At 51.4% G+C, this 22,611-nt stretch carries 18 protein-coding genes; 1 reads left to right on the top strand and 17 read right to left on the bottom strand.

Annotated elements, in window-relative coordinates:
- Window positions 1–76: 76 nt before the first annotated feature.
- The 10 genes from pepT to MHH48_RS07475 form a co-directional block, all read right to left on the bottom strand.
- The gene (pepT, locus tag MHH48_RS07520) at window positions 77–1,309 is read right to left on the bottom strand and encodes a peptidase T (protein ID WP_076322980.1); all 1,233 of its coding nucleotides are present in this window, start codon (window positions 1,307–1,309) and stop codon (window positions 77–79) included.
- Window positions 1,310–1,452: 143 nt separating this feature from the next.
- The gene (locus MHH48_RS07515; protein ID WP_076322979.1) at window positions 1,453–2,289 is read right to left on the bottom strand and encodes a MetQ/NlpA family ABC transporter substrate-binding protein; all 837 of its coding nucleotides are present in this window, start codon (window positions 2,287–2,289) and stop codon (window positions 1,453–1,455) included.
- Window positions 2,290–2,343: 54 nt separating this feature from the next.
- Entirely contained in the window at window positions 2,344–3,042 is a 699-nt protein-coding gene (locus tag MHH48_RS07510) for a methionine ABC transporter permease (protein ID WP_076322978.1), read from the bottom strand.
- A 4-nt stretch (window positions 3,043–3,046) separates the two neighbouring features.
- A complete protein-coding gene (locus MHH48_RS07505; protein WP_076323171.1) occupies window positions 3,047–3,796 on the bottom strand; it encodes a methionine ABC transporter ATP-binding protein in 750 nt (249 codons plus the stop codon).
- 142 nt (window positions 3,797–3,938) lie between these two features.
- Window positions 3,939–5,909: a tetratricopeptide repeat protein gene (locus tag MHH48_RS07500; RefSeq protein ID WP_076322977.1), complete on the bottom strand. Its 1,971-nt coding sequence runs from the start codon at window positions 5,907–5,909 to the stop codon at window positions 3,939–3,941.
- Between the two features lie 205 nt (window positions 5,910–6,114).
- Window positions 6,115–6,615 (bottom strand): DUF3995 domain-containing protein, encoded by a 501-nt coding sequence (locus tag MHH48_RS07495; protein WP_076322976.1) that lies wholly within the window; start codon window positions 6,613–6,615, stop codon window positions 6,115–6,117.
- A 100-nt stretch (window positions 6,616–6,715) separates the two neighbouring features.
- Entirely contained in the window at window positions 6,716–7,702 is a 987-nt protein-coding gene (locus MHH48_RS07490) for an ATP-binding cassette domain-containing protein (protein WP_076322975.1), read from the bottom strand.
- 16 nt (window positions 7,703–7,718) lie between these two features.
- The gene (locus tag MHH48_RS07485) at window positions 7,719–8,519 is read right to left on the bottom strand and encodes an ABC-2 family transporter protein (RefSeq protein WP_076322974.1); all 801 of its coding nucleotides are present in this window, start codon (window positions 8,517–8,519) and stop codon (window positions 7,719–7,721) included.
- Window positions 8,516–9,292: an ABC-2 family transporter protein gene (locus MHH48_RS07480; protein ID WP_076322973.1), complete on the bottom strand. Its 777-nt coding sequence runs from the start codon at window positions 9,290–9,292 to the stop codon at window positions 8,516–8,518. The genes MHH48_RS07485 and MHH48_RS07480 overlap by 4 nt, the downstream gene beginning before the upstream one ends.
- 303 nt (window positions 9,293–9,595) lie before the next feature.
- Complete coding sequence (locus MHH48_RS07475) at window positions 9,596–10,507, bottom strand: LysR family transcriptional regulator (protein ID WP_076322972.1); 912 nt, start codon at window positions 10,505–10,507, stop codon at window positions 9,596–9,598.
- Window positions 10,508–10,625: 118 nt separating this feature from the next.
- On the opposite strand from MHH48_RS07475, the gene MHH48_RS07470 reads away from it, so the two are divergent.
- Window positions 10,626–12,017, top strand: coding sequence for an MFS transporter (locus MHH48_RS07470; protein ID WP_076322971.1), 1,392 nt, complete (start codon window positions 10,626–10,628; stop codon window positions 12,015–12,017).
- 232 nt (window positions 12,018–12,249) lie between these two features.
- Here the strand turns inward: MHH48_RS07470 and MHH48_RS07465 are convergent, their stop codons facing one another.
- From MHH48_RS07465 to MHH48_RS07435, 7 genes are all read right to left on the bottom strand, one after another.
- Window positions 12,250–14,109: an ABC transporter ATP-binding protein gene (locus MHH48_RS07465; protein WP_076322970.1), complete on the bottom strand. Its 1,860-nt coding sequence runs from the start codon at window positions 14,107–14,109 to the stop codon at window positions 12,250–12,252.
- Window positions 14,090–15,832: an ABC transporter ATP-binding protein gene (locus MHH48_RS07460; protein WP_076322969.1), complete on the bottom strand. Its 1,743-nt coding sequence runs from the start codon at window positions 15,830–15,832 to the stop codon at window positions 14,090–14,092. Before MHH48_RS07460 ends, MHH48_RS07465 begins: the two co-directional genes overlap by 20 nt.
- Before the next feature lie 278 nt (window positions 15,833–16,110).
- The gene (locus MHH48_RS07455) at window positions 16,111–19,425 is read right to left on the bottom strand and encodes an FtsX-like permease family protein (protein ID WP_256720550.1); all 3,315 of its coding nucleotides are present in this window, start codon (window positions 19,423–19,425) and stop codon (window positions 16,111–16,113) included.
- A 13-nt stretch (window positions 19,426–19,438) separates the two neighbouring features.
- Window positions 19,439–20,140 (bottom strand): ABC transporter ATP-binding protein, encoded by a 702-nt coding sequence (locus tag MHH48_RS07450; protein ID WP_076322967.1) that lies wholly within the window; start codon window positions 20,138–20,140, stop codon window positions 19,439–19,441.
- Between the two features lie 372 nt (window positions 20,141–20,512).
- Entirely contained in the window at window positions 20,513–21,520 is a 1,008-nt protein-coding gene (locus MHH48_RS07445; RefSeq protein ID WP_076322966.1) for a C45 family peptidase, read from the bottom strand.
- 129 nt (window positions 21,521–21,649) lie between these two features.
- Window positions 21,650–22,132 carry an SRPBCC family protein gene (locus MHH48_RS07440; RefSeq protein ID WP_076322965.1) on the bottom strand — a complete coding sequence of 161 codons (483 nt, stop codon included), beginning with the start codon at window positions 22,130–22,132 and terminating at the stop codon, window positions 21,650–21,652.
- 65 nt (window positions 22,133–22,197) lie between these two features.
- Window positions 22,198–22,515: a metalloregulator ArsR/SmtB family transcription factor gene (locus MHH48_RS07435; RefSeq protein ID WP_076323170.1), complete on the bottom strand. Its 318-nt coding sequence runs from the start codon at window positions 22,513–22,515 to the stop codon at window positions 22,198–22,200.
- Window positions 22,516–22,611: the final 96 nt, after the last annotated feature.

The raw sequence follows: 22,611 nt of genomic DNA, 5'->3' as shown, positions 1-22,611 counted from the left end.
AGTGTGTGGGTCGAACAAGAGCAGACGAAAAAGCCGCCGGCACTCCTGCCGGCAGCTCTTTTTGAAACGATTTAACTTAAGCCCGCGCCTCATACAGCTGCACGATCTCAATAATTGTTTGAACGGCCAATACCATATTGTCGGCGGATACATACTCATACCGCCCGTGGTAGTTCTCCCCGCCCGTGAAAATATTGGGTGTCGGCAGGCCCATGTACGACAGTTGAGAACCGTCGGTGCCCCCACGAATCGGTTCGATAATCGGCGTGATTCCCAGCTTCTCCATGGCTGTCTGGGCGATGTCAACCACTTCTTTGACCGGCTCGATTTTTTCGCGCATATTGTAATATTGATCTTTCATCTGAAGGATGATCCGCTCGGCTCCATACTTGTTTTGAAGCTCTTCTACGATGGAGGCCAGCTTGGCCTTTCTTCCTTCGAACAGCTCCCGGTCATGATCGCGGATAATATAACGGAGCTCGGTCAGCTCCACATCGCCCTCAATGGAGGAAAGATGATAGAAGCCTTCATACCCTTCCGTATGCTCAGGCGCTTCTTCCGCAGGGAGCAAGCTGTTCAGCTCCATGGCGATTTTCGCCGCGTTGACCATTTTACCTTTGGCCGTTCCGGGATGGACATTCTTCCCTTTGCAGGTGACAAGCGCCGCTGCCGCATTAAAGCTTTCGTATTGAAGCTCCCCGAGCGGTCCGCCATCCATCGTATACGCATACTTGGCCCCAAAGGCCTCCACGTCGAATTTGTGCGGTCCTCTCCCGATCTCCTCGTCCGGCGTAAAAGCAACCCGGATTTTACCATGCTTCAGTTCCGGGTGTTGAATCAAATACGCCATCGCCGTCATAATCTCGGCAATTCCCGCTTTATCGTCAGCTCCAAGCAAGGTGGTGCCATCCGTTGTTATGAGTGTATGCCCCTTGTAGCCATTCAGCTCCGGAAAATCCCGCGGGGAGAGCACCACATTCTGCGCCCTGTTCAGAATGATGTCTTGTCCGTCATATTGTTCGACGATCTGCGGCTTGACACCGGCACCCGTAAAATCGGTAGCCGTATCGATATGTGCCAAAAAGCCGATGGTCGGGATTGGTTTATCCGAGTTTGCCGGAAGTGTAGCCATCACATAACCATTCTCATCCATCGTTACGTCCTGCATACCAATTTCCTTCAGCTCGTCCACCAGCAGTTGACCCAGCGTCAGTTGTCCCGGTGTCGAAGGGCAGGTATTACTGTTCTCGTCTGACTGCGTATCCACTTGTGCATAGGTAATGAGTCTGTCGATTACTTCTTTTTTCATAAATTCTCAACTCCAATACGTATGGGTATGTAAGATGCACCTCTCAAATCCATCAAGAGTATACCATATTTGGCCGCGAGCAAAAAAATAACCGTTCCCCAAAACCTCGAAGAACGGTTAATGCGAACCCTAAAATTCGCGCTTTATTCAAAAGCCGGCAGCACACTCTCGGAATAGTTATCCTCGAAGAACTTCTTTACTTCCGGGCTGGTCATCGCCTTGGCAAGCTTCTGGATCGGCTCGGAATCCACATTATCTTTACGAGCCACCAGCGTAATGGTGAAATCGGAGTCGTTGCCTTCTGTTACGAGAGCATCTTTCTTAGGGGTAAGCCCCAGCGGTTTCGCGTATGCTGGCGTCATGGCAACCATATCGACGTCGTCGAGCGTACGGGCCAGCATGAGCAGATCAACCTCGGTGAACTTGTATTGGTGCGGATTCTCCACGATATCCGCCTGGGTCGCTTTAATGCCAACGCCTTCCTTCAGCTTAATCAGGCCGTTCTTCTCGAACATCACCAGCGATCGGCCGATGTTGGAAGGGTCGTTAGCAATCGCGATCGTCGCACCGTCCGGAAGCTCTTCGATGGTCTTATATTTTTTGGAGTAAGCCCCAAACACGGCATTATAGATCGGCGTGACCGGAACCAATTCCGAGCCGTTGTTCGCATTGTATTCTTCCATGTACGGTACATGCTGGAAGAAATTTGCATCCACCTCTTTATGGGCCAGCGCATTGTTCGGCTGCACGTTATCGGACAAGATCCGGATATCCAGATTGATGCCTTCTTCTTTCAGCATCGGCTTCACTAGGTCAAGCACCTCGGTCATTGGCGGAATGAGCGTTGCGACTTTTAATGTAACTTCTTTCGTGGTATCGGGTGCAGCGCTCTCCGAAGCTTTGTCCTTAGCAGATTGCTGTCCGCAGCCTGCCAGTACCAGCAAGAGGGTCAGCATCAGCAGCATTAATTTCTTATTCATCGTAGGTTACCTCCAGGTAAAATATAATTGGTGTACATGCGTTCAAAAACATAATTAAACTTTTCTCTTATCCAGCAATCTAGATGCCAGGTTCCCGCCGAACTGAATCGACTGTACCAGAATGATCATAATGATGATCGTAAAGGACATCAGCTCTCCCTCAAATCGCTGGTACCCGTAGCGGATCGCGAAATCCCCAACGCCGCCCCCGCCCACGATTCCCATCACCGTGGAGTACGAGATAAAGCTGATCGTGGATGTTGTCAGCCCGAGCACAAGGCCCGATCGGGCCTCCACATACAGGAATTTGTATATCATCTGAAGTGTGGATGCCCCCATGGAAGCGGCAGCCTCCATCACTTCCTTCGGTACCTCCAGCAAGGATTGCTCGACCAGTCTTGAATAGTAAGCTACCGCAACGACGGATAAAGGTACGGCAGCAGCCAGCGTCCCGAGGGATGTGCCGACAATCCACCTCGTGACCGGAATCATAATGACAACCAGAAGCAGGAACGGGAAGGAGCGTATGACGTTAACCAGGGCATTCAGAATGGAGAATAACAGGCGATTCTCATACTGCTGGCCTTTTCGGCACAAAAATAGAAGTGTTCCGACCGGAAGACCCAGTATTATGGCGGCAGCAATCGATATGCCCACCATGATGAACGTCTCGCCAATCGCCCGCCATATTTCATTCTGATATTGCAGAACATAGGCAAAATAATCACTCAAATATGAAATGATGTCATTCATGGAACTAACAATCCCCCACTTTCCCTGCACCGTCCGTTGAAGATTCTGAACCCCGAGAAGCCTCTCCATTGCTTAGCTGATTACGGTACGTTCTGCTCAGACGCCCGTTCTCCATTACGGATACATGGTCGCAAATGCCGTTCACCACGTCCATCTCGTGGGAAACGATCACGATGGTTACCCCCAGCGTTCGGTTGATATGCCGGAGCACCTCCAGAATGTCCGCAGTTGTCTGCGGATCCAGGGATGAGGTCGGCTCATCGCACAACAGGACGGTCGGCGAATTGGCTAACGCTCTGGCAATCGCTACCCGCTGCTTCTGCCCGCCGCTTAGCTGAGCGGGATACGACTTCGCTTTATCCTCAAGCCCAACAAAACGCAGGACCTCCAGGACACGCTTCGCCCGCTGGGCCTTCGGTACCTTCGCCAGCTCAAGCGGCATCGACACATTGCCCCATACCGTCCGGTTGCTGACCAGTTGGAATAGCTGAAAGATCATGCCAATCGATCTTCTTGCCTCCCGAAGCTCCCTGCCGCCAAGCGAAGTCAACTCGTGACCATTCACCACGACTCGGCCGGAATCCGGTCGCTCCAGTACATTCATGAGGCGCAGCAGCGTCGATTTCCCGGCTCCGCTCGTGCCGATGATTCCGTGTATGCTTCCCTCCTCAATATGAAGAGAGACAGTGTCTATCGCCTGATAACGGTCACCGCCGCTGCCAAAGCTTTTACTGACCTCTTGCAGTGAGATCATCATAATCCCCCTCCTTGCACATGAAGAAAGCCCGCTTGGCTATACAGCCTGCGAGCATGTTATGCTGCAACAACTATTGAATCATACCACAATTTTGGACAAAATGTGACACCACTTATTCGCTGCCAGAAAGTGCAAGTTCTCAGGACAAATAAAGCTGATGCCCATACATGCCCGTTAACCGTTCTACCGCCTTATTCAGCAAACTCTCCTCAAAGCCCTCCAAGCCTTCGATGGCTTGGATTTTATCAGCTGGCGACATCTCCTTCTGAAGATGCAAGCTCCAGTTCACGATGGCCTGTACGGCATCCTCATGCTCGAACTGGCCGTAATAGATATGTGCTTTGTACAGATAACTGTCGGCATGCTCGGGAACCAGCTTCAATACCTCGTCAAAAGCAGCTAATGCCGCATCCTCATCCTGATCCTTGTAATAGATCTGTCCCAGTCTGAAATAAGCGCCCGGATGACCCGGTGAAAGCTCCAGCACTTGCAGCGTATCTTCCTTCGCCTGTGCGTAATCCGCCATCGTATAATAGATTCCACTTCGCAGGCTGTACAGGCTGACTTGCCCCGGGTTCAAGCTGAGCCCTTGAGCGCAGTCCGCCAATCCCCGTTCCAGCTGTCCGGTCTCCACAAAGCAAACCGCACGAAACTCGTAAAATCTCGGATTCGACGGATGCGCCTGAATCGCCTGGGAATAAGCGTCGATAGCGAGGTCCCACATACCCATCTCCTTATATATATGACCACTGGCCGCCAGATAAGTCGGATGCTCGGAGAAGGACTCCTCCTGCTTAACCGCTTCCTGCAGCTCAAGCAGCGCTTCCTCGTTACGTCCTTGAAGATAGAGCACATAACTCAGCTTGTTGCGGATCTCGGTCCCGTCCTGGAGCGCAGCCGCTTCCTTCAGAGCCTGCTCCGCAGACGGCAGATCATTCATCTCCATATAAATATCGGCGCGCTGTACATAGTTGGGGGCATCATCATTCTCAAGCTTAAGCAGCTTGTCATTGATCGCCAGCGCCTCCTCCTGACGACCCAGCCGGTAGTAACAATCGGCCATCCAATAACAGGCCAGCGGGGAGTCCGGCTGTCTTGCATACAGTTTCGAAATCAGCTCGTAGGCTTGCTCTTCTAGGCCATCCTCGCGATAGATCCGAGCCAAGTCGAAATACGCACGGTAATCGTCCGGCTCCGCTTCAATGGCCCACTCCAAATCCGCTTTGGCTGCATTTTTGTTATCAGACCGGTTGAAGACCTCCGCTCTCTTTAAGTAAAGCTCGTATGAATCCGGATACCGCTCGATGGCCTCCGATAAATAGTGTTCGGCCTGTCCCATGTCCCCAAGCTGCACGTACAGGTCCGCCATGGGCTTCCGAAAGGAATACGCCTCCCGCACTTGCCGCTGAAACGTCTGAAATGCGCCATAGCTGTAATTGGTGCTGTCTGCGAACAACGCATATCCGCCATCCGCTTCCGCCTCATACCGATCAGCCAGCTGGATCCCCTCCTGCAGCACACCCACGGCTTCCTGCACATGATCCATCAGATCCAGGGATACGGACAGCATGTAATAATACATCGGGATGGCGCGTTCCGGCTTCTCGATGCTTAAGCGAAAATAGTGCGCCGCCTCCGCCGGGTTGCCGCTCTCATAGAAGGTCATGCCCAGCTCATAGTAAGTCGAAATAACCGTGCTGTCGTCCTCTCTCTTGATGCTTTCCTTCAGATCCCGGATCGCCTCATCATATTGGTTCAAATCCTTGTAGGCAATCCCCCGGGTATACCAATTCATATAATTGTCGGCATTCAACCGAATCGCTTCATTTAGATCCTCAATGGCCTCGCGCTCCCGGTTCAGCTCACGCAAAATATGAGCGCGCCGCTCATAAGCGCGATGGCTTCCGCTCGTATCGATCACGCGCCCCAAATAAGCTACGGCCTCTTCCGAATGGCCGCTGTTGTGCAGCAGTTCCGCATAGTGCAGCTTATCATTGAAACTGGTAATGGCACTTTCGCCTTTTCTCATATATTTAAGGGCTTGTTCAAAATCCCGCTTCTTCCTGTAATGGTTACCGATACGGAACCAGATCCGCTTCATCAACTTCATGGTGGCTCATCCTTTGTATGTAGATGTTATTCTTGGGCTCGTATAATTAGAGCAGAGGATTCCTTCCTCTCATCTCTATATTATACTTCCTCTATGTCCATTTGCACCCAAATTAAAGAGGAACCCTGCAGGCTCCTCTTTAGGTGTGTATCCTATTATATTGTACGAGGTTACCAAAAATGTCCAATCAAAAGGAATACATGCGTTATTTAGTGAAATGATTTCCTTTATTCTGCTTACGGACTTTTCCAGCATAGTATGCTGCTGCACCCAATGAAATTCCCCAGATCAGAAAGAGTGCGTACCAGAAGTATCCCCACACCGCCATGGGGCTTGCATCTTGAGTGGCATACATGGGGGCCGACTGAACTCGGCCGACCGCTAACAAATACTGCATGACGAAGTAAGTAAATCCCCATAATGACAACAAAACAGAACCGATGGCAGCAGGTATAATTAGCAACCATTTCGGTAAGCGTAACCCCCACGGTCTGGCAAAAGCAAGCGCGAATACGGCTGCCAATAAGGCCAGGGTACCCATTCCCCAGTAACCGATCACGTGCGTCCAAAATTCATCAGGCGCTTCCTGGAAATCCCCCGGGAATGCAAACCCGATGCCAAGTCCCCACCAATAATGGGGGAGGCCATACAGAACAGCGGCTATGCAAGCCGTATACCCGGCTTTTTTCATTCTTGAATTATTCATATCAATCACCTCAAGCTCATCATACTTAACGAAAAGAGCATTTAGATGACTTGAAGTTTAAGTTTCGTTTAAATATGCGGTGGAGCCTGCGCGACTTTGTTCAGTACACCTTATGAATCACATCTTCGAAATCGGGATCTTCCATATCGATATCATCCAGCTCGCCCCAGCGGCCCAGCTCTTTAAAAATATCAAGCGTGTTCATCTCGCGGCGGTTCACCTCAATGGTGACGGTGTTATCTAGCGTGCTTGTCACCCGAATTGGGACGGAAAGATCGCCTTCGCGTAAAGATTGATCGGGAATAACAAAAGGACCGCGGAAAGTGACGGTGATCACGGTAGGCAGCCCGATGGTGTCGCGTAAAGACTGTACCGTTCCATCATAAGACAGCTCGCCGTTGTTAATGACCATCACCCGATTGCACAGCTGTTCGATATCATCCATGTCATGCGTCGTGAGCAGTATGGTCTTGCCGAATTGCTCGTTGATCAGCTTAAGAAAATGGCGGATGTTCCGCTTGGCGTTCACGTCCAGGCCGATCGTCGGCTCATCCAGGAACAGCACGTCCGGATCATGCAGCATCGCGGCGGCGAGGTCGGCGCGCATGCGCTGCCCGAGCGACAGCTTACGCACAGGCGTTTCCCAGAACGCCTGTAAATCCAGCAGTTCAGCAAACTGACCGAGCCTGCGCTCCTTGTCCGTCTGATCCACGCTGTACATTTTAGCCAAAATATCGTAGGAATCCTTCACCGGCAAATCCCACCACAGCTGGCTCCGTTGACCGAATACGACGCCCAGATTGTTCACGACGCTGCGCCGTTCCTTGTGCGGATTCATGCCTCCGATGGATACATGACCCGAGGTCGGGTGGAGAATGCCGGTCAGCATTTTGATGGTTGTGGATTTCCCGGCCCCATTTGGTCCGATGTAACCGACGAATTCCCCCTGCTCCACTTGAAAGCTGATTCCCTTCACGGCTTCCTTCGTCCGATATTCTCTCGTAAACAGGGTTCGCACACCGGAGAAGCGCCCCTCCTTCACAACCGGCGTTTTGAATTCCTTGCGTATGTTGTGGACTTCAATCATTGACGCGTTCCTCCTTTTAGCTCCCTGTACTTTGATATTTGGTCAAACCAAACTGCCAGAATTTTAGACTTAAGTAGAGGCATACCAGAGCCGCTCCAGCCAACGCAGGCAGCACCCAGGCTCCGAGCTCGCCCCGCAGTATGTATAATGACGGGATGTAATTAACTAAACCGACCGGAACCACGATCAGCAGGATCGACGACATCCATTTGGGATACAGCGTGAGTGGATACTGGGCTGCTGTCCGGGCAGCGTCCTCCGTAATATTTTGAAGCTCGGTGATCCGGGTCGTCCAAAAACCGAACGTTGCGGTAGCGAGTCCGATTGAGAACAGGATGACGGCCCCCGTGACGATAATATAAAGCGATTGTGGCACCGCGCTCCATCCGACTTGCCCTGCCGCCATCATGCCATGCAGCGACCACCAGAGCAGAAAACCGCCCTGAAGCACTTCCCCCAACATAATCCGGAATTTCTGCGGCATGAGCGCCAGCAGTACCGGCATGGGACGGGTCAGCAGCTGATCAAGCTCACCGTTAACCAGGTAGTGTTCAAGATGGTGCACTTCATCCGCAAACGTCCGGTAGAGCGTCTTCGATAAGGTCATCACGGCAAACAAATACCCGATTTCATGCATGGACCATCCCTGTATGGCCCCAAACTTGTAGAGCACGATAGCGACCATAAGGAATTCGGAAATTTGAATCAAGGCGGCGAGAAACGAAGCCAGGATAAAATTAAATTTGTACTGCATGCGGCTTTTGATGCTGGTACGGATCAGAAGCGCGTACAGAGAGAGCCAGGATCTTGTGGTCATCCTCCTTGCACCTCCACTTTCCGTCTTAGGAAGCCTGTTGCCAGCAGGCTAGCCAGCGTGAGCAGCACGCACCATAGGAGCGTACCCCATAGATAGGAAACGTCATCAAAGCCCAGATAAATTCGAGTCGGCACATAGAGCAGATAAGGATACGGCGACCACCAGGCCAGCGTCTGAAGCCAGCCTGGCAGCCATTCAATCGGAATGAAGAAGCCTGCAAGAAGATTGATCATCGCATGGTTGCCCCAATACAACCAAGACGATTCCGTTGTCCATAATGCGGATGCGCCGATAAGATAGTTGATGCAGATCGATAAGTAGGCGGCACCTGCAAGCGCAATAGCAACATAGAGGAAGGTAGATGCTTTTCCGGGTAAATGCAGCGAGAAGGCAAAATAATACACCAGGTAGATCGGGATCGATTTATAAACGAATTGGTAGGCGATTTGCCCCCATTCCTTGGCCATCAAATGACTGAACAAATGAACGGGGCGCATCAAATCCAGAGAGATATGGCCGGTTCGCACGGCTTGGGGAATGCCGAGACCATTCGTGACGAAACTGGAAACCCAGAGCGCAGCTTGCGTAAAGGCGATATAACCGACCATTCCCTGCGTTCCGTAATCTCCGAGCGCGTAGTCTGCACCGAGACCGATCCAGATACAGGCATACATGAAGCCGAACATCGCGCTGGCGATATTGTGCACCATGTGTGCGCCGCGGTACTGCAAATTGCGGGCATAGGCTTTGGAAGCCAATGTAAAATAAAGCATGAAGCACCTCCGATAAGCATTTTAGATGGCAGACCCATCCACTTCAGACAAGGCGAAAATGAGAGAAGGACAATAGCATACCAGAACGTTCCATTTCAGGCAAGACTTTTTTCGGAAGGTAAATCGTGAAGGGATTCGGCATACAAAAAGGTCAACCAGAAGATTCTGGCTAACCTGATAGTACGAAAGAAGCCTTCTCCTCCCAGGCCAGTTTCGAAAGAAACCACCAAGGGAGTTTGAAGACTTCGTTGTTGGAGCATGAAATTGCTCCGACGTCATCATCATATACGCTGGTACACGTTGTCAGATCACGTCCCTATGCTTCATCGGCCCCTGAAACTCGCCGAAATACTCTATCAGGAAAGACTGGAACTCCCTTGCTGCCTTAGACAGATATCGCCGCTCCAGCCAAGCTACGGTGAAGGTGCGGTAGCAGGAAGGCTTCTCGATGCGCACCATCGCAAAGGATGGCTGTTCATCCCCTTTGCAACCGGGTACAAATGCCGCTCCAAGTCCGGCGGATACGAGGCTGGCCAAAGCTGCAGGTTCATCCACTTCACAGACGACATTCCGGCTGATCCCGGCCAAACGGCAGAACTCCTCGTTCATTTTTCGAAACGGGTGGCCTGCTTTGTATTCGATGAATGCTTCCCCCGCTACCTCCTGAAGGGTTATGCTGGTCCGTCCCGCCAATCGATGACCGTGAGGCACCGCCAAGAACACCTCGGCATGGAGGACCGGGATCTCCCGAATGTTGTCTTCATCCAATGCTGCTGCGGTAAAGCATAGATCGACCTCTCCGTTCTCCAACATCTGAACCATCTCCATCATCGAGTCGGGCGCAATCTGGACAATGCGGAAATTCACTTCAGGATACCGTGTGCGGAAAGCACCCAGTGCTCTGGACAGCCGGCTTAGCGCCGTCGTTGCAATACGTATGCTTCCCCTCTCCATACCTGCCAAATCCGACACCTCTCTCTTGCCTTCCTCAATGGCCGAAAGTGCCGTATCTACGCTTTTCAAAAAAGCCTTTCCGAATGAATTGAGCTTGATTTGGCGATTCTGCCGATCAAACAGTTGTACTCCCAAATCTTCCTCCAACCGGGCAATCGTCTTGCTGAGCGCAGGTTGGGCAATTCGAAGTTCCTTTGCAGCTTTGGTCATATGCTCCATTCTAGCCACCGTCTGAAAATAATGCAGCTGAAGCAGTTCCACGGTATCTTCCTCCTTTATTGATAACCTAAAGTATATGAATGCATGTCATAATATATATTTTTATTTATTAACTATCGATTGTAGAATAAATCGTAACCAAAGGAAAGGGGGAAATAACATGAACGAACATCAGCAACAACCACCATCGGCTGAAAAATTAATACGCATTCTGGCTTTTACAATGATTCTCTCATCGATGAGCGCAACCATGTTTAATATCGTACTTCCGGAAATCAGCAAGCAATTCCAGCTTTCCTTTGCCCAAGTCAGTTGGGTATCTTCGATTTACATGCTGATATATGCCATAGGCTCTGTCATATACGGAAAATTGGCTGACACCTATAAACTCAAAAATCTGCTCACCTTCGGTTTGCTCCTCTTCTTTGTCGGTTCCATTACAGGCTTATCGGCACAAGCCTACTGGATGGTCCTGCTGGGCCGGATACTTCAGGCTGCGGGGGCAGCCGTCATTCCGGCAACAGCCATGATCATACCCGTCCGTTACTTCCCGGCAGAAAGCCGGGGCCGCGCGCTTGGCATAACCGCTACCGGACTCGCGATCGGAAGCGCAATTGGGCCGGTGGTCTCGGCTTTGATCGTCAGTGTGTTCCACTGGAGATGGCTCTTCTGCATCCCGGTGTTGATCCTCGTCACCTTGCCCTTGTACCGCAAATATTTGGGCAATGAACAAGGCCAGGGCGGACGGATCGATTGGCTCGGCGGCGGTCTTCTGGCAGGGACGGTTGCGCTGCTGCTCCTTGCGGTGACACAGGGAAGCTGGATATATGGTTTTGGCAGCTTCATGTTGTTCCTGTTATTCCTCCTGCGCATTCGATCGGCTAAAGTGCCTTTTGTTCAGCCCCGTTTATTCAGCAACAAAAGCTACTCAGTCGGACTAATGCTCGCCATATTCATCGTGAGTGTCGGTTACGCCCTGCCCTTTCTAACTCCACAGCTGTTGGCGAATATTAACGGTTTGGCTCCGGGGTGGATCGGATTTGTCATGGTGCCGGGAGCCATCGTCACGGCCATGCTTGGCGGAAGAGGCGGTAAGCTCGCGGATACCAAGGGAACACGTTATCTATTCTATATAGCGTCCACCCTGCTTCTGGTCTGTTTCGCTCTGTTGTCCACCTTCGCGGGCATATCGCCATTCCTCATTGCGCTGTTTCTGATCTTCGGCAATGTGGGGCAAATGTTTATGCAAATCTCGCTCTCCAAGACGATTTCCTTGTCGCTGCCCAAAGAACAAACCGGCGTCGGTATGGGATTGTTCTCTCTGCTCAACTTCCTGTCAGGTGCGATCGCCACAGGGGTATACGGCAAAGCCGTCGATCTTGGCGCCGGAAGTTCCTGGAATCCGCTGAATCTGTTCCAGGGAGCCTCCACCTACAGCAACATCTATATCGTCCTGTTTGCCTTACAAGCTGGAGTTCTCCTGCTGTTTATGCTGCAATTTGGCAGAGCGGGACAGCGTAAGCTGCAGGTTCAACCCCCAGTTTCTAAGTAAGGAGAGAACAACAGATTAACCAGGTCAATAGAAAAACCACCGGAGTAACAATAGGCTTCTTCAAGCCTCTCCGGTGGTTTTGATTCTATTTTAATGCGTGTTCCAATATGGCATGATGCCCTCAACAGACAACCATAGTCTATGCCGGGTAAAACCTCATTGCGGAAACCGCGGCAGCAAAGTGATGCTGGACGTTGATGGTATACTCCTCTACCTTGGCACTGGTGCAATATTACATAGCTGCTCGTTTCAGCTGGCCGTAATACAGGTCGCTGTAGAACCCTCCCTGCTTCAGCAGTTCATCATGAGAGCCTTGCTCCAGCAGGCGCCCATCCTTCAGCACCAGGATGCGGTCCGCCGAGCGGATCGTATTTAGACGATGGGCAATCACGAAGCTCGTCCTTCCCTTCATTAACCGCTGCAATCCTTCCTGGATCTTGATCTCCGTTACCGTATCGATGCTGCTTGTCGCTTCATCCAGCACCAGCATGGAAGGGTTGGCCAGAATCGCCCTCGCAATCGCTAGCAGCTGCTTCTGGCCTTGGCTGATGCCACTGCCGTCAGGCTTGAGTTTCTTGTCATAACCGTCCTTCATCCGCACGATAAACGAGTGGGCATTGGCCAGCTTCGCGGCTTCTTCCACTTCCTCATCGGTGGCATCCAGCCGTCCGAAGCGGATATTCTCCCGGATCGTGCCCTGGAAGAGGAAGGAATCCTGCAGCACAAAAGCCATCTGCGAGCGCAGGCTCTCCCTGCGAATCGAAGAAATATCCCGCCCGTCGAGGGTTATGCTTCCGCTGTTCGGATCGTAGAACCGGGAGAGAAGCTGAATTAAGGTCGTTTTCCCTGCACCGGTCGGACCGACCAGCGCAATCATCTCGCCGGGTTTCGCTTCAAAGCTGATTCCTTCCAGCGTGTCTCCGTCTTTTTCATAAGAAAACGATACGTTGTCGAACTTCACCGCACCCTCCACGCTTTTCAGCGTGACAGCAGCCCCTTCATCCTTCGCTTCAACCTCTTCATCCAGCACTTCGAATACGCGTTCCGCACCCGCGATGGCTGATAGCAGCGTATTCCATTGGTTCGCCAGATCGTTCAGCGGTCTCGTAAACTGTCGCGCGTAACTCTCAAATATAATGATGACGCCGATCGTAATATGTCCCTGGATCGCCATGATGCCGCCAATTCCCGCTACGATCGCAAAGCTCAAGTTGTTGAGCCCGTTCATCAGTTTCGGAATAAAGCCTGAGATGCTCTGCGCCCAGAAGCCCGAAAGGCGAATCCGTTGATTGCGCTCATCGAATTCGCGGACAACCCGTTCTTCCTGGGAAAAAGCCTTAATAATCCGCTGTCCTGACAGCGTTTCTTCAATATACCCGTTCAGATCCCCCAGGTTGCGTTGACGCTCTTTGAACAAGGGGCCTGTCCGTCGGGTGATCCAGCGCATCCCCATCATCATCAGCGGCACAACCAGGAAGGTTAGCAGCGTAAGGAGGGGGCTAAGCCATAACATGACGGATAACGTGCCGATTAAGGTCAGCGCGCTCGAGAAGATTTGAATGGCCGAGCTGTTCAGCGTTGAGCTCACGTTCTCGATATCGTTTGTCAGACGGCTCATGATCTCACCCTGTTGGCGCTTGCCATAGAACGGTATCGGGAGCCTGTGCAGATGCGTGAACAGATCCATCCGCATCCGGTACACCGTTTCTTGAGCGATGCCGATCATCCAGACGTTGTGCAGCCAGGTGGTTAAAGCCTGAAGGACATAGACGGCGGCTAGGCCAACGAGAAAATACAACCAGGTCGAGTCGATGGAGCTGTCCGGATTACGTACATCATCCAGAAATTTGTCCACCCCGACGCCGAGCAGATAGGGACCGAGCAGCGCCAGGCCCGAACTGAACATCACCATCAGCAGTACAAGTGCGAGCTTCCCTTTGCGGCGGGCAAGATAAGCCCATATTCTGGAGAGGGTAGCCGACCAGTTTTTGGCCTTGGCTTTTGGCTTACCGCCCTTGCCGCCATCCTTATTGTTGCCAAGATCGATCTTCGGTCTTGGATGACGAAACGGTTCAGTGAATGCCTTGAGCATGCTGCTGCGCCTCCTCTCCGTATTGGGATTCATAGATGCGTCGATACAGAGCGGAACTTTCCATCAAAGCGTCGTGGTTCCCTTTTCCAATCAAACGCCCATCATCCAGCAGCAGAATCAAATCAGCCGAAGTGGTCGAGCTGATCTTCTGCGTGATCAAAAACGTCGTGCAGGACAAATCCTTCAGGGCATCCAGCAGAGCACCTTCCGTACGGACGTCAAGGGCGCTGGTGCTGTCGTCCAGAATAAGGATGGCGGGCTTTCGTACGAGTGCTCGTGCAATGGACAAGCGCTGCTTCTGCCCACCGGACAAGTTGACTCCCCGCTGGCCCAGCATCGTGTCATAGCCCTTAGGCAAATGCTCGATGGTATCATGGATTTGGGCTCTGCGCGCCGCTTCTTTAATTTCCTCCATGGAAGCATCCTCGCGTCCCCAGGCAATGTTCTCCCGGACCGTACCGGAGAAGAGCAGCACTTCCTGCGGCACATACCCGATGCTGCTGCGCAGATTCACCTCATCGATCGATCCGGCATCCATTCCGTCTACGAGCACGGTCCCCTTCTCTTCCTCGTAAAGCCGTGGAATCAGCTGTACTAACGAAGATTTGCCGGAACCTGTTGCTCCCATAATCGCGATCCGCTCTCCGGGCCTCGCTTCAAAGGAAATATCCGTCAGCACGTCGATGTCGCTGCCCGGGTAGCTGAAGCTCACTTGCTCGAACTTCACGCCCCCTTGAATTTCAACCTTTTTATTTTTATCCTTACCCGCGCTTGCTGCATCCTCTTCGGTCTTTAACACTTCCTGCGTCCGCTGGGCGGAAGCGCGCCCCCGGGAGAAGGCAACGACAACCCAGGACAGGGCGGACATGGCGCCAATACAGCGCAGGGAATAATTGACTACCGCAACCACTTCGCCGACGCTGGCACTGCCGGACGCGATGTCTTTGCGGCCAAACCACAGGACCGCCATAATCCCGGCATTCATAATGAGAAGAATAAACGGCATCGTCGTTTCCGTTAATCGCAAGGTCGAGATCGTAGTGCTCATCAGCTTGCCAGAGGTACGGGCAAAGCGTTCAATCTCGTGACCCATGCGTACGAATACGCGAATCAACCGAATCCCGGTCAAATTCTCCTGGATGACGCCGTTTACCGCATCCAGTCGCTGCTGTACATTGCGGAACGCATCCGCTGCCCGCTTCATAATCCAAGCGATAAAAATAAACAACAACGGCACGGTAAGGACAAGCAGCATGCCCAGCTTCACATTCACGACCAATGCCATGATAATGCTTCCCAGCACAACTAGCGGAACACGCGTCATAAACCGTAAACCCATGAACACCGTATCCTGAATCTGGGTGACGTCACCCGTAAGTCTGGTAATCAATGATGAGGTAGCAAACCGGTTAAAAACCGAATAGGAGAAGGACTGCACCTTTTCATACAGCTGATCACGCAGATCATAGCCGAGTCCCTGACTCGTATGCGCCGCAAAAAAAGAGCTGGATATCCCCGCTATAAAGGCAATAATAGCGCTTCCAGTTAAAACGGCTCCCCACATCCATACGACGGACAAATCCTGTTTCTGAATGCCGTCGTCAATGATTTTAGAGATGAGCAGCGGCTGAATCAGCTCAACGGTGAGCTCAATCAGCATCATGACCAGTGCCGCAATCGCTGCTACGCGGTACTTTTTCAAGATCGAGAAGACCATTCCCATATGCATTCCTCCGAGGCTGAAGACCTTTATCATGTTCTATCATCAATTACCCACTGGTCTTCATGTAGTAGCAATATTAGTTCGTACAAGAGCTGGATATGTCTATTATAATATATTTTCTCCTATAACTTACCGGCTGATTAAAAATATCACGGGAATTCACATTTCAAAACGCAATGGTTGACATGTGTAGGGAGCTGTACACCGGAGATGAAAAAGAGAGCCCATTCTTCAGGATTGTCTCCTCTCGAATAGGGCTCTCTTGTTGAAACATATATCTATTCCACTGATTTCAGCGCTTCAATCATATCAATCCGCTTCAGTTTGTAATGCATGGAGGCCATGACAATGGCCGAGAACAACAGTGTCAGCAGTGCCGCATAGCCGTAACTGATTCCATGGATGGCGGGACTGAACATCATCGCGTCCACTTCCGCGGTCAGGAGAACGAACCGGTGCAGGAACACGCCTCCCAGACTGCCCGCTATGATCCCCAGCACGGTCAGAATCATATTTTCGCGATAAATGTACATGGTTACTTCCTTATCATAGAAGCCAAGCACCTTGATCGTTGACAGCTCCCGTATCCGCTCAGATACGTTAATATTCGTCAGATTGTACAGGACGACAAACGCGAGCGCTGCTGCAGATACTATCAGGACAACCACCACGACGTTCATGCTGTCCATCGTATCACTAAAGGCATTGCTTACTCCACTCGTGAAGCTGACCATCGCCACCCGCTGGCTTGCGGTTAACGTTTCTCCAAGCTGGTCCTCCCACTCCGGATCGTGATTGTTGTCATACGTCAGCAATTGACTGTTCACTTCCGGCGTCCCATCAAAAATCTCTTCGTAATACAGCGGCGTCATATAGACGTAGTGCATAGCATAGTTCTCCGTTATCCCGGCTACACGTATCTCATAAGGATCGTTGTCGCTGTTCTGGACGGTGAAAGTACTGCCGATCTTGAGATCAAACAGCTTGGCGAGCTTCTCGGTAATGATCGCACCGTCATCCGTCAGTGACAGTTTCTTCTCTTGCCCACGGGATTTCAGGACGATAAAGGAATCGATCTCCTCCGGCGATTGCGGCACGAACAAACTCACATCCTGGGCGTTCACCCCGGGGGCGGTCGCGGTCATCGCCTCTTGGGTCACATTCAAAATCCCCGTAATCTCCGGCGTATCCGCAATGCGCTTGTTATAATCCTCCAGCATGCTGCTATCGCCGTTATCGTCTTGAAATACAACCGTCGCTTGATGCTGCATGATCTTTCCGTATTGCAGCGGCGCGATATCCCCGATGGAATCCTTGAGACCGAAACCGGTCAGAATCAGAGCCGTGCAACCGGCAACGCCGCAGACAGTCATAAACATCCGCTGCTTGTAGCGGAACAGATTGCGGGCGGTTACTTTTCCAATAAAACCGAGTCGGTTCCACACCCAAGGCACTCGCTCCAGCCATATGCGGGATCCGTTCTTAGGCGCTCTGGGACGCATCAGGACCGAAGCGTTGCTTCGAAGTTCCACTCGCGTTGCCACATAAGCTGTCATGGTCGTACAGAGCACAGCCACGACAATCGAGATAATGCTGTAGCTGAGATAAAAACGGGTTCGCACATCCGGCAGATTATATAAAGCGCCGTAAGCATCATAGATAATGGCAGGAAACAAGGTGAAGCCGATAGCCAGTCCGGCTGCTGAGGCCGCAACACTGGCCAGCGTCGAATAGACCAGAAATTTTTTCATCACATCCCGGTTGCTGTATCCAAGTGCTTTCAAGGTTCCGATCTGCAGCCGCTGCTCCTCAACCATCCGAGTCATCGTTGTCAGGCTGACGAGGGCGGCGATCAGGAAAAAGAACACCGGGAATGCCGTTGCAATGGAAGATAAGCGGTCTGCATTATCGCTGTACTCGGTATACCCCGGATTGACGCTGCGGTCCATAACGTAGACTTTGGGCAGCTCGAGCTGATCCAGCTCCTTCTGTCCCTCAGCCACTTCCTTCTCGCCATCGGCGATTTCCCGTTCAGCTTTTACTTTTTCTTCATTAAATTTCTTTAGGCCCTCCTGGTACTCCTCCTGCCCTTCGATAAGCTCCGCTTTCGCATCCGCGAGCTTGGCTTCCCCTGCCTGTTTAGCCGCAGCAAGCTCCTCCGTTCCTTGCTTCAACGAAGCTTCACCCTGCACAAGCTGACGCTCGGCTTCCCGAAGCTTGGCTTGTCCTTCTTTCAGCTCTGCTCGGCTTGCATGCAGCTTCTGCTGAGCGTTAACCAGCTGCAGGGAAGCTTCGTTTAAACCGCTCTGGAACGCATTGACAGCCTTTTGCAAAGCAGCGCCATCCAATGCGCCTTCCATAAAACCCGCAGTAGCTGCTCCTAGTTTCGGATCGGCCGCCTGAGACGCCGAGAGCAGTTCTCGCCTCTGCTCTTCCGGTATGCCCTCCGGATCTAAACCGGAGATTTGCTGCAGCGCCTTCGCTAATTGCTGTCCTTGTACCAGCTTTGGTGCCAGCTCCGACTTTTGTTGATCCAGTTGACTTTGACCCATCTTAAGCTGGGATTGTCCTTGCTCCAACTGCTGCCGATTCCGCTTCAGCTCCGCTCTGCCTTGGGCAAGCTTTTTGGCCGCGGAATCCAGCTTGGCTTGCCCCTGGTCCAGCTCGGTTTGAAGCTTGTTGACGCCATCGCGGTAGGATTGCTCGCCTTCATTCAGCTTGACCTTCGCATCATTTAACTTCTGCTCCGCCTCGGCCAGCTGTTTCTTGGCATCCTCGATTTTGTCCATGGCCTCATCCAGCTTCTTCTGACCGTTGACACGAATCTCTGTCAGCCGCTCCTGCGGCATGGTCTCCAGTGCCAGTTCTACCGCTTCTTTGTGCCGTTTGATCTTCTCGTCATACTCAGGCGTATAGGGAGCTGATTCAGCGGTGTCTTGAAAGGTCAGGTAGGCTTCCGTATATACAGATAGTTTAAAGTCCTTCTCCGGTATAACGGCGAACACATCCGCTGTCCCCTTGCCGATGCCGCTCGTTCCCCGGCTCATGCTGCTGATGAGCAGCGGACTCTTCGCTCTTCCCACAACCGTGTAAGTTAGGTGGTCAAACTTTTTCTTGAGGTTGACTTCCTGATTCGGATTGGTAAAGGTAATCTGATCCCCCAGTTTAAATTCATTTCCGCGGTCTCCTGCGTCGATGACGATTTCCCCTGTGGCCTCCGGCATTCGGCCTTCTGTAAGCACATATTGATTCAGATTATTTCCTGGGTCATAGGAGAGGACCTTCGCGATCCGCCCGCTGTCACCGAGGAATACGTCTGTGCTATAGCCAGGTTGAACCTCATCCACTCCGGCAACCAACTTCAGCTTCTCGATATCGCTTTGTTCGAGACCCAAGGTGGACTGAACCTTAAGATCCATCAGCTTAAAATCGTTATAGTAGTGATCCGCTGTATCCAGCATGTCAGGACCCGTGCCTTTGATCCCCGCAAAAAAACCGACGCCGAGCATAATAATGGCAAAAATGGACAGAAACCGAGCTTTTGTCCGCGATATTTCCCGGAAAATATCAGTCCACAGCGCTCTTTTCTTCATGATATGTATCTCCCTACCACTCGATGTTGTCTACAGAAACGGGGGCCGGATTCAAAACCATATTCCGGACCTTGGCATTGTTGATCTCGATGACCCGATCCGCCATCGGCGTCAGGGCAGAATTATGCGTAATGACGATAACCGTCGTTCCGGTATGGCGGCAGGTGTCTTGGAGCAGCTTCAACACCTGCTTTCCGGTATGGTAATCAAGCGCACCCGTGGGTTCATCGCAGAGAAGCAGCTTCGGCTGCTTGGCGAGTGCTCTGGCAATCGCTACCCGCTGCTGTTCCCCGCCGGACAGCTGTGCCGGAAAATTGTTCAGACGATTACCAAGGCCGACATCCCGTAGTACTTGTTCGGCGTCCAAAGCCCGGGGAGAAATCTGCGAAGCCAGTTCCACATTTTCTTTGGTCGTCAGATTGGGAACCAGGTTATAAAATTGAAACACAAATCCGACGTCATTGCGCCGATAGCCGGTCAACTCCTTGCTGTTAAACCTGGCAATATCCGTTCCATCCACCAGCACTTGTCCCTCATCCGCGGTATCCATGCCGCCCAATATATTCAGCACCGTGGATTTGCCTGCGCCGCTGGGACCGACTATGATCGCAAACTCGCCTTTTTCGATCTCCAGGTTGATTCCATCATTGGCTACAATGGTGGTCTCTCCCATCCGGTAGCGCTTATATTCATCCTTCATGCTCACAAAAGCCATGTTACTCCACTCCCAACTCATGGTTGCAATTTCGGCTTGAATCGTTATGTAAACTTATGTAACCCAAATGGAGGCTTAACCGGAGCTCTAGCGTAGGGCTGTTCACGTGTATTGATACGTCCTTCGGCATCTGCCGCAATCATTGTGCTATGCCTCGTATCTGTACATTTTCCGTTGTTAGATTCCTTGTTATAGCGTTCATTCAATGAAATGGTTCTTTAATCCAGTGTAGCATAAACAAATCGGCCAAAGAAAACGCAACAGCCTCCGCGATGGCAATGTCACAGAATGTTCCAAATTCCAAATAGCCCGAGCAGCACAAAAAAAGCGCTTCTTCACCTGCGAAGAAGCGCTTCTCTGATGGATTTAAAGTCAATCGATATGTCCGGTCAGCTCCGCTGCCGGGATATCCTTGCCCTCGACCCAATCCCTGAACGAAAAATCAAGCGCACTGCCCTGAGCAAGCGAAGTCATGACTCTTCCTTCTTCGAAGGCGTACGAAAAGGTATGCAGCGTTCCGAACAAATCGTCGTAATCCGTAAAAAACAACGGGGACTCTCGCTCCTTAAACAAACCGAATGCTTCGGTTTGGGTCAACTGTGTGGCATCCAGGCCATCAATGTAACGTTTACGCCCAAGGGAATGCTCGATGGAAGGCCTGTTCTTACCCGTCAACGCTTCGTAATGGTTAACGCAGGCGATTGCCGCCTCCCAGCCCGCACGGGTAATGACTTGATCCGGACTTGCTTCGACAACGGCCATGTTCCCTCGTGCATCTCCTATTGAAAAGTTATAGCAAGCCGCATGGGGAATATGGCGCAGCATATAAGACGCTTCTTCTAAGGTAGCGCATGATTCCAATATCATCCGAACGCTGACCCATGGCGACAGGCCCGTCCGGTATCCGTCAAAGCTCACAAAGTGCAGCCCGGCGGCAAGTCCCTTTTCATTAACCCCGTCATGCCGACCTATGGCCTGCAAATTATAACCTACGGTCGCCAAGCCTTGTTCGGGTTGAGCCGCGGTAAAATAACCATCGTAAAACGCAGGCGTAAAATCGTAATTTCTTACGTAATACGAAGGGGTAATCATCGCCGAACAGCCCATGGCCGCGATCTTTGGAACATCGTATCCCCCTAGGAGAGCGGCGGCTTTGGGAAACGGCATTTCCAAGCCTTCCGCCAGTCCTTCAAGCTCCGATAGCAGCTGTGGGGCAAACTCGTTGTAGATGCTCTTCAATTGTTCCGTGTCGATATTCGGTTTGGTGACTGCTTCGAATGCTTTCAATATCGGTTGATTTCGCAGACTACGACCCAGCTTAAGTCCGTTATGATAGTTATCTTCTCTAAGCTGCATGATGTGTACCGTGTAATCCGGCATTTTAACCCCTCCACCCCGGCGGTTTCCATATGGGAATATATCCCTTAACCGATTATAGATGCAATTCATCCATCTTCCAATAAAAAAGCTCCGACCCGGCTTGTTTACATGCTAGGAAGGAGCAGATTATTATACGCGGGGCAATTGTTCAAATACTTGAACGTATTGCTCATATTTTTCGGACCAGGCCTCTTTGCGCGACTCCAGCGTCCTGCCATCCAGGAGAGCCCCAATGACGTCCAGACATACGTCCCAACCGGCAATATCCTTCGGTGTATGATCCGTAATTTTCGTTATCATCTCGATCAATACCAGACGACAGCCTTCGGCCTTGGGATGCAGCTCAAAACGTACCCGGTCCTCTCCCCACGTGTATTCCAATACTGCAAATTCCCGATAATCCGTAATTTCAAATTCTTCAAACGTTCCGTCCTGCATGTCAAATGTAATTCTGCCGCCTTGGCGCAAATCTTCCACCTTCAGCTCCGAAAACCACTGCGTCAGCTTGCCATTATCCGTCAGATAAGACCACGCCTTCTCAACCGAATGCTTCAGACGGCGTTCAAATCGGACGGTCGTTCCGAACTCGTCTTGCTGTACAACTGCCAGCATTTTTCATCCTCCTCAAGAATGTATTATTCAACATGGGTTCTTTCAATCAAATTACATTCCGATGTTCAAGGAGCTTCATCCTCATCCAGCAGTCTCTCCAGATCATCCAGCTTGTTCGTCCAGAATTGACGATAAGGCTCCAGCCAGTCATGGATTTCCTCCAGAGGCTTGGCATTCAGGCTGTACACATGCCTTTGAGCCTCTTTCCGCAGAGAGACTAGACCAGCCTCCCTCAAGATGCGTAAATGCTTTGATACGCCGGGTTGACTGAGCTGCACGAGATCTACCATCTCGCCCACCGTGTACTCTTTTACGCGCAGGTGGTCCAATATCATCCTGCGGTTCGGTTCTGCCAATACTTCAAAAAGGTTATCGTTCAACATGTTCATTATATTACTAAACAGTTATATTTCTGTAAAGTTATATAAAAAACAACACGATCTTTGAACAAACATAACACCTTCCTTATATTGAACCTA

The sequence above is a fragment of the Paenibacillus sp. FSL F4-0100 genome (assembly GCF_037993005.1).
Taxonomy (GTDB): Bacteria; Bacillota; Bacilli; order Paenibacillales; family Paenibacillaceae; genus Paenibacillus_AQ.
The sequence above is the reverse complement of the archived record's forward strand: the minus strand, read 5'-3'. Positions and strand labels throughout refer to the sequence as shown.

Coding starts and splice junctions, on each gene's coding strand:
- MHH48_RS07450 (WP_076322967.1), bottom strand. CDS start 20,140: ATGGCTTTTGTGAGCATGAAGGATGAATATAAGCGCTACCGGATGGGA.
- MHH48_RS07455 (WP_256720550.1), bottom strand. CDS start 19,425: ATGAAGAAAAGAGCGCTGTGGACTGATATTTTCCGGGAAATATCGCGG.
- MHH48_RS07510 (WP_076322978.1), bottom strand. CDS start 3,042: ATGAATGACATCATTTCATATTTGAGTGATTATTTTGCCTATGTTCTG.
- MHH48_RS07480 (WP_076322973.1), bottom strand. CDS start 9,292: ATGCTTTATTTTACATTGGCTTCCAAAGCCTATGCCCGCAATTTGCAG.
- MHH48_RS07485 (WP_076322974.1), bottom strand. CDS start 8,519: ATGACCACAAGATCCTGGCTCTCTCTGTACGCGCTTCTGATCCGTACC.
- MHH48_RS07435 (WP_076323170.1), bottom strand. CDS start 22,515: ATGTTGAACGATAACCTTTTTGAAGTATTGGCAGAACCGAACCGCAGG.
- MHH48_RS07500 (WP_076322977.1), bottom strand. CDS start 5,909: ATGAAGTTGATGAAGCGGATCTGGTTCCGTATCGGTAACCATTACAGG.
- MHH48_RS07515 (WP_076322979.1), bottom strand. CDS start 2,289: ATGAATAAGAAATTAATGCTGCTGATGCTGACCCTCTTGCTGGTACTG.
- MHH48_RS07495 (WP_076322976.1), bottom strand. CDS start 6,615: ATGAATAATTCAAGAATGAAAAAAGCCGGGTATACGGCTTGCATAGCC.
- MHH48_RS07505 (WP_076323171.1), bottom strand. CDS start 3,796: ATGATCTCACTGCAAGAGGTCAGTAAAAGCTTTGGCAGCGGCGGTGAC.
- MHH48_RS07460 (WP_076322969.1), bottom strand. CDS start 15,832: ATGGGAATGGTCTTCTCGATCTTGAAAAAGTACCGCGTAGCAGCGATT.
- MHH48_RS07490 (WP_076322975.1), bottom strand. CDS start 7,702: ATGATTGAAGTCCACAACATACGCAAGGAATTCAAAACGCCGGTTGTG.
- MHH48_RS07470 (WP_076322971.1), top strand. CDS start 10,626: ATGAACGAACATCAGCAACAACCACCATCGGCTGAAAAATTAATACGC.
- MHH48_RS07445 (WP_076322966.1), bottom strand. CDS start 21,520: ATGCCGGATTACACGGTACACATCATGCAGCTTAGAGAAGATAACTAT.
- pepT (WP_076322980.1), bottom strand. CDS start 1,309: ATGAAAAAAGAAGTAATCGACAGACTCATTACCTATGCACAAGTGGAT.
- MHH48_RS07465 (WP_076322970.1), bottom strand. CDS start 14,109: ATGCTCAAGGCATTCACTGAACCGTTTCGTCATCCAAGACCGAAGATC.
- MHH48_RS07440 (WP_076322965.1), bottom strand. CDS start 22,132: ATGCTGGCAGTTGTACAGCAAGACGAGTTCGGAACGACCGTCCGATTT.